Raw genomic sequence first — 6,769 nt, 5'->3', positions numbered from 1 at the left:
TGGACACTGGTTACCTGGCCGCTCGTGGGAACCGGGGGGGCACTCTGGACCCTCTGCAATGCGTTCTGGGCATGGACGGTCTGCGGGAGTATGGAACGTGCCTGGGGCACCGCGCAGCTCACTAAGTTCGTTCTGGCCACAACCGCCCTCACGGGTGCGACTGTCTTATTAGCCATCGTGCTGCTGCCGCTGCCTTTAGCGGTGTTTGCCAGTTTGGGAATGGCGCTTCCCGCAGTCACTGTCGCCTGGTGCTGGATCAACCGCGCGGCCACAATTCGCTTCCAGTTTCTCTTCCCAATCTCCGCACTCTGGATTGCTGGGATCACGGTTATCTTACAGTTCTTCTACACCGCCCAGATGCTCCATAGCCCCTGGGCAGGTTTTGCCGGCCTGAGTGGCAGTGCGGCAGCCTGGTGGTGGGTGCGCACTGGACGTCGGTGGTTCGATACCCGGTTTGGAAAGAAGAAAAACGCGCCCAATCTGCGCTTTGCGGATCTGGATCGAGATATGCGCGGTGCAAAACAGTCGAATAATCCCTTCAAGAAAGCACGGGAAGAGAAGCAGCGGCTAGAGCGCGATAAGAAAATCGCCGAGATGTTCCGAAACTCCGGCTTCAAGGACGACAGCGAATGAGTCTGAGCAGACGACTCGCAGCGGCGGCTGGTGCGGCGGCGGCAGCCTTCTTAGGGCGAAAGGCACGTAAAAAGCTTCTCCCGCTCGTGGAAGTTGCTCTGACGCCTGTGGCGCTCGGTGCGGCTGTGTCCGCAGGCGCAATGGCACTGTTCTTCACGATTGCCGATGATATTCGCGGCCAGGATGGAGTCTGGCGCTTCGATCACGACGGCTTAAATCTCGCGAAGTCGCTACGCACACCGGGCCGTACCGCGCTCATGCGAACCGTCTCTGACCTGGCACGTCCCGATACCATGTCGGCACTCGGGGCGGCGAGCATGATTATCGCCTGGCGGAGCCAAAAGTGGCGCAACGAAGCTGTCTTAATGGCCGTGGTGCTCTCCGGCGGCGGCGCCATTATCGGCACCATTAAGTACCGCGTGGGACGTCAGCGCCCGACCCTGGTTGAGGCGCTCGCCATAGAGGAGACCTTTAGTTTTCCCTCGGGCCACTCGTTTATCTCGCTGTGCTTCTACGGGACACTCGCCTACTGGTGGATGAAGGGCAAGCCGCTGAAGCAGCGCATTGGGATTGCGATTCTGGCGACAAAGTTCATTGCGCTAATCGGAGCAAGCCGGGTCTATCTGGGAGTTCACTACCCCAGCGACGTTCTGGCGGGCTACGCGGCAGCATTCCCCTGGCTCACCGCCTGCCTGACCGCCTACGAAAAATACGAGCGCCGCGTCGCGCTGCTAGAGTAGCGCATGCTCAAAACCCACCTGACCGCCGGTTGAAACCGGCGTCTGCAGTGGCACTGCGTGCCGCAAAGCCCGTGCCGGGCTGGGGAGTTAGTTCGGTAGCCCGGCACGGGCTTTGCGGCTGAGGAACGACGCCATTGCAGACGCCCAATTCATTGGGCGGCGCTCGGTACGTTCAGTCCACGTAGAGAAACTCGTTGGTCAGCAGTAGTGCTTGAGCATAGCGTTCCCATTTGGTGAGCGGCGTTGGTGGCGCAGGCGGCGGGCCGCCGAAGTCTCTGTCCGCACGCCAAGCCTGACGCTTGGTTCCTGTGAGAGTCACCGACGGTGCCCAGAGAAACGAGTCCGTGTTCTCATCGGTGCGGCAGTCCACCACAAAGTCCAGCGTGTCGCCGCGCCGCATCTCGATGGCATCGAGCGTGGTGCCCGTCTTGCTGTTCTGCGCGGCCCACTCATCGAGAATTCCCTTGCGGGAGTGGACGATGCGCCCGCGCACTCCATCGCCGACCGTTCCCGGATGATTAAGCATTCCGGCAATATTCACCGTGCCATCGGTGGGGCTCACCCAGCGCCGGATGACCATGTGCTGCGGATTGCCTGGGTGTCCTCCCTCGCGGGACAGCATCGCCCAGCCGTGCGCGGGGTCGGGGAGTTTGTCGCCCACGCGCCACTGGGAATCGGCGAATACCCGAAACTCATTAAATACGGTCGTCCGGCCAGCGGTAGCGTCCACGAGGCCCCAGCCGTAGCGCCACGTCGCGCTAGACTGGGTTTCGAGCTTGATCGCCGCCTTGTCGGGGGCGATCAAGTAGTTCAGCGCGAGATTTAGTTCCTCTTTCGTCGGGGAGCGCTCAAAGAGCTTTCGGTAGAGCGCCGACACTTTCTCCGCTTCGTTCTTGCCCGTCGCGCCCTTTGCCAGTGCCCGCGCCTGATCGGCAGCCAGCGGCGAGTTCATGAGAAAGAGCGCCTGCTGTGGCACGATGGTTTTAAAGCGCTGTGGACTGCTCACATCCGGCGTGGCGAAGTCCAAAGTCTTGAAGATCGCGGGCAGGTTTTGGCGCTCGATAAAGCCATACACAGCCCGGCGCTTTGTGTACGCCCCCATCCAGAGTTCCTCACTCTTGCCACCGAGCTTGCTCATGTCCAGAGTGCCCGAGGCGAGCAAGAGGCTATCGCGCAGCGGCTCTAGCTCTAGCCGCCGCCGGTTCTGCCGTCCGTAGAGTCGGTTCTCCGGGTCTTTCACAAAGGCGGCCTCGCTGGCATCGCTGCTCTGCATCCAAGTGGCTGAGAGTAATATTTTCTTCTGGAGCTTCTTGAGACTCCAGCCCTCTTCCATCAGCGTTGCAGCCAGCCAGTCGAGAAGCTCGGGATGCGTCGGTTTCTCACCCTGCCGCCCAAAGTCCGAGGGAGTTCTGACAATGCCCGTGCCAAAGTGCAAGCCCCAGACTCGGTTCGCGATCACGCGCGCCGTGAGGGGATTGTTCTTGTCCGTAATCGCTTTTGCAAGCTCCAGCCGCCCTCCTGTTGGGAACTCGGTTTGCGTCTCGCCTGCCACGCAGCTCAGAAAGTGGCGCGGTGCAGGATCGCCGGGGCTACCGGGGTTACCGCGCTTGAAGACCACCCCCGGACGCGGCGCGGCCTCCGTCATGGCATGGGCAAACTCAGGCGTGGGAGGATACGTCTTCTTCAGCTCCTCCAGCGACTTATCTAGCACCGCCAGACGCTCGCGTTTAGCGGCCTCAAAGCTCGGCAGAAGCTCACCACGCTGCTTGTCATTGGGCTGCTCATTCTCACGAAAGCCCTGAAGAATTTTCTGAAGCTCAGGTGTCGCGGTGCTCGCCTTTACCGTCTCCCGCAACCGACGAACTTCAGAGCGAATCAGCTCCTCGCGCTCATTCTTGGCGGCTTGAAACAGTGCATCGTGTTTCTCATACGGCTCACGGATCTCTTTTCTGGAGATTACCGGCTGGTTCTCGTTGCTAGAGGCGAAAATGGCATAGAGGCCGTAGTAGTCTTTGGTGGGAATGGGATCGAATTTATGGTCGTGGCAGCGAGCGCACGCCACGGTCATCGCCTGCATCCCCCGCATCGTGACATCAATACGGTCATCGAGGATATCGTGGATATTATTGATAAAGCGCCGTCCGAGAGTCAAGTAGCCTAAGGCAGACAGATGCCGTCGGTCTTCGCCAAGCTCCATTCGGTCCGCGGCAAGCTGGTAGCGCAGGAACTGATCGTAGGGCATGTCGTCATTAAATGCCTGGATCAGCCAGTCTCGGTAAGTGTAGGCATGGTAGTAGTTTCTGTCGTCCACGAAGACATAGCCTTTGGTGTCGGCGTAGCGGGCGATATCCATCCAGAAGCGCGCCATCCGCTCGCCATAGCGCGGCGAGGCAAGCAGTTTGTCTAGGACTTTAGGCCAGGCATCCGGCGACTTATCCGCGATAAAAGCATTGACGTCTTCCGTGCTTGGCGGCAGCCCTGTCAGCTCGTAGCTCGCCCGGCGCAGCAGTGTCCGGCGGTCGGCGTAGGCAACCGGCTTTTGTTTGGCCGCTTCTAGCTTAGCCAGCACAAAGTTATCTATGCCACTACGCGGCCAGGCTTTCAGTGTGTTAACAGGAGGAAGGGGCTTTTTCACCGGCTCCAGCGACCAGAGCTTTCCGCCTAGAAATCCCTTCAGCTCCGGCCAGGGGGCACCCGCTTTAGCCCAGCCCTCCATCGCCGCGATTTTCTCGGGTGCAAGCGCCGCCATTCCCTGAGGCATCCGGGGCTTGCCGCCCTCCCCTTTGACACGCTTGACGATCTCGGCGGCCTGTGCCGGAGTCACGGAACCATCGAGGCGCAAGCCCCCCAGCGCATTGCCTTTACTATGACAAGCCAGACACGATGCCACAAAAGTGGGGCGGACATGGGTCTCGAAGAGCTGAATCACCTCAGGGCGAGGCGGCGCGGGTTTGGCTTTATCCTGAGACACGGCGGGCAAGAGAGCGCTCGCGGTGAGCCCCAGCGCGGCAAGAGTTGCGGCAAGTCGTTGCATAGGGCAATTATACCCCGCCCCCATGAACGGGGGCGTCTTTTTGACGTCGCAGGCTCCGACACGAAGGGCGTACCGCCCATGCCGAGCACCGAGCAAATTCGGTTATGGCCCGAAGTGGCCTTTGTGTCCGAAGCGTGAGGACAATAAGACGCCCCCGTTCATGGGAGCGATTATTCGGGCAAGCTACATGGGATTTGTTCGGCGGTAGGCGGCGCAAATCCCCCGCATGTAGCCAGGCAAGGGCAGCTCAAAGGAGAGAACCTCGCCGGTTCGCGGATGCGTAAACTCCAGCTTGCACGCATGGAGCGCCTGCCCCTGCGTCTCAATATCAAGCTTGCGCAGACCACCATAGACCGAGTCGCCGACCACGGGATAGCCCGCAAACTGGCAGTGGACACGGATCTGGTGCGTGCGTCCGGTTCGGAGACGACACTCGATCAGGGTCATCGGGCCAAGACGCTCCAGCACATGCACCTCGGTGGCTGCCTCACGGCCCTCACCCGGCTGGCTGACGGCCATCCGGTGCCGGTCGTTAGGATGCCGGTCAATTGGGGCCTCGATCAGGGCATCCTCAAAGTTTGGGCTCCCCCAGATCAGCGCCACATAAGTCCGCTTGGCGGCACGGCTCTGGATCTGCTCCTGCAAGTGACGGTGCGCCACATCGTTCTTGGCGACAACAAGCAAACCCGACGTGTCTTTATCTAATCTATGGACAATGCCCGGGCGCTCTTCCCCACCGATTCCTGAGAGCCGCCCCTTGCAATGTGACAGAAGCGCATGCACGAGTGTCCCCGTACGCGCTCCCGGCGCGGGGTGCACCACCATTCCCTTAGGCTTGTGAATCACCAGCAAGTCCTCGTCCTCAAAGACAATATTTAGCGGAATGTTCTCAGGGATAAGTTCTGTGCTCTTCATCGGGGGCGGCGTAATGCCAATTTTATCGCCCGCCTGGGTCTTGTAGGAAACTTTGACGGGCTTCCCATTAACAACCACCGCCCCCTCATCAATCCAGCGCGCCGCCTGGGAGCGGGATACCTCGGGAAGATGTTCGGCAAGAAACGCATCCAAGCGTCCTCCGGCCTCCGTAACCAATAACTCAATCATTAACTATTCGGTTTTTCTTCGCCAGAAGCGGCCAAGCTGCGACGGCGATAAGCGCAACCCCGAGGCTTGCCCACTGTCCCGTGGAGAGTCCTGCCTTAATGGACTCCGCACCCGACTGCTCGCGCCAGATCTCGACAACAAAGCGGACGATGCCGTAGAGAACACAAAACGCCAGGAAAATCTGCCCCCGAAACGCCCGGCGCTTCTCTAGCGAGATCAAAAGAACATAGGCGATCGCCACTCCGAGAGCCTCATAGAGCTGTGTAGGATGGACTCCCAGAATCGTGGTATGCTCATCGGGGTGGAAGTTCATTGCCCACGGTAACGCACACTTGTGGCCGTAGCAGCAGCCGTTGAGCAGGCACCCCATTCGCCCGAAGAACATCCCGATTGCGAGCGACGGAGCCCCTAAATCAATCGCATCCCAGACATTCATGCCCTTTTTCTTGCAGACATAGAGTCCGACAGCGATGCCGCCCAGCAGACCCCCAAAGCTCGTCATCCCTCCCTGCCACACAGCGGCAATACTGAATATTGCCTTTTTAGGGTCTTCAAGATAGGTGGAGAGGTTCTGGAGAACATAACCTAAGCGCCCCCCGAGAACGCCCCCGAAGAGCCCGGCGAGCGACGCGTCCCAGTAGTCTTCCGCCTTGATTCCATAGTGTGGCGCTGCCTTGCTGGCACGCCATGCAGCCATGAGAAAGGCAATCATGAGCAAGAGGCCCCACGAGCGCAACGGGAAGTTTCCGATATGAAACAAAATGGGAAGCATTAGGCACTCTCCTCCGTGGCAATTTGGGGTGGCGCAGGCGGAGCACTCGGATCACTTAGCAGGAAACTGCGGATCGCCAGTAGACAAATCCCCGTGGTAATCGCCGTGTCCGCGACATTGAAGATGGCAAAATTAATCGCACGAAAGTCCAGAAAATCCGTGACAAGCCCGGAGCGCAGGCGGTCTATTAAATTTCCCAGCGCCCCTCCGAGCGGCAACGCCAACGCAACTCCTGTGAAGCGATCCAGTCCGCCTTTCGTCCGCCGCTCCGAGAGAACAATCCCAGTCATGATAACCAGCGAGGCGATCGTGATCAGCCAGGTCTTACCCGCGAGCATGGAAAAAGCGATTCCATCGTTCTGGACGTGGGTTAAATGAAACACCCCAGGCCAGAGTGGCACCGACGTATGGAGCGGAATCTGGGCCTTGACAAGGGCTTTGACAACCTGATCAGAGACAGCAATAACGCCTGCCAGGAGATAAAAC

6 protein-coding genes are annotated in these 6,769 nt (G+C 59.5%); 2 read left to right on the top strand and 4 right to left on the bottom strand.

Going from position 1 to position 6,769, the window contains the following annotated elements; translation table 11 throughout:
- Positions 1-633: hypothetical protein (locus ACH2EH_RS01200; protein WP_395138008.1), on the top strand; the 633-nt coding region annotated here is incomplete at its 5' end.
- Positions 630-1,373: a phosphatase PAP2 family protein gene (locus ACH2EH_RS01195; RefSeq protein WP_395138006.1), complete on the top strand. Its 744-nt coding sequence runs from the start codon at positions 630-632 to the stop codon at positions 1,371-1,373. The genes ACH2EH_RS01200 and ACH2EH_RS01195, both read left to right, overlap by 4 nt.
- Positions 1,374-1,545: 172 nt before the next feature.
- Here the strand turns inward: ACH2EH_RS01195 and ACH2EH_RS01190 are convergent, their stop codons facing one another.
- The 4 genes from ACH2EH_RS01190 to lspA form a co-directional block, all read right to left on the bottom strand.
- On the bottom strand, positions 1,546-4,407 hold the full coding sequence (locus tag ACH2EH_RS01190) for a DUF1553 domain-containing protein (protein WP_395138003.1): 2,862 nt from the start codon (positions 4,405-4,407) through the stop codon (positions 1,546-1,548).
- Positions 4,408-4,590: 183 nt separating this feature from the next.
- Positions 4,591-5,511 carry an RluA family pseudouridine synthase gene (locus tag ACH2EH_RS01185; RefSeq protein WP_395138000.1) on the bottom strand — a complete coding sequence of 307 codons (921 nt, stop codon included), beginning with the start codon at positions 5,509-5,511 and terminating at the stop codon, positions 4,591-4,593.
- Positions 5,504-6,283 carry a prolipoprotein diacylglyceryl transferase gene (gene lgt, locus ACH2EH_RS01180; protein ID WP_395137997.1) on the bottom strand — a complete coding sequence of 260 codons (780 nt, stop codon included), beginning with the start codon at positions 6,281-6,283 and terminating at the stop codon, positions 5,504-5,506. The genes ACH2EH_RS01185 and lgt overlap by 8 nt, the downstream gene beginning before the upstream one ends.
- Positions 6,283-6,769 (bottom strand): signal peptidase II (lspA, locus tag ACH2EH_RS01175; protein ID WP_395137994.1); only part of this gene is annotated, 487 nt, incomplete at its 5' end. The genes lspA and lgt, both read right to left, overlap by 1 nt.

Source organism: Armatimonas sp., assembly GCF_043760365.1.
In the GTDB taxonomy this organism is placed as follows: Bacteria; Armatimonadota; Armatimonadia; order Armatimonadales; family Armatimonadaceae; genus Armatimonas.
This window is presented reverse-complemented; position numbering and strand designations above follow the sequence as displayed.

Coding starts and splice junctions, on each gene's coding strand:
- ACH2EH_RS01185 (WP_395138000.1), bottom strand. CDS start 5,511: ATGATTGAGTTATTGGTTACGGAGGCCGGAGGACGCTTGGATGCGTTT.
- ACH2EH_RS01195 (WP_395138006.1), top strand. CDS start 630: ATGAGTCTGAGCAGACGACTCGCAGCGGCGGCTGGTGCGGCGGCGGCA.
- lgt (WP_395137997.1), bottom strand. CDS start 6,283: ATGCTTCCCATTTTGTTTCATATCGGAAACTTCCCGTTGCGCTCGTGG.
- ACH2EH_RS01190 (WP_395138003.1), bottom strand. CDS start 4,407: ATGCAACGACTTGCCGCAACTCTTGCCGCGCTGGGGCTCACCGCGAGC.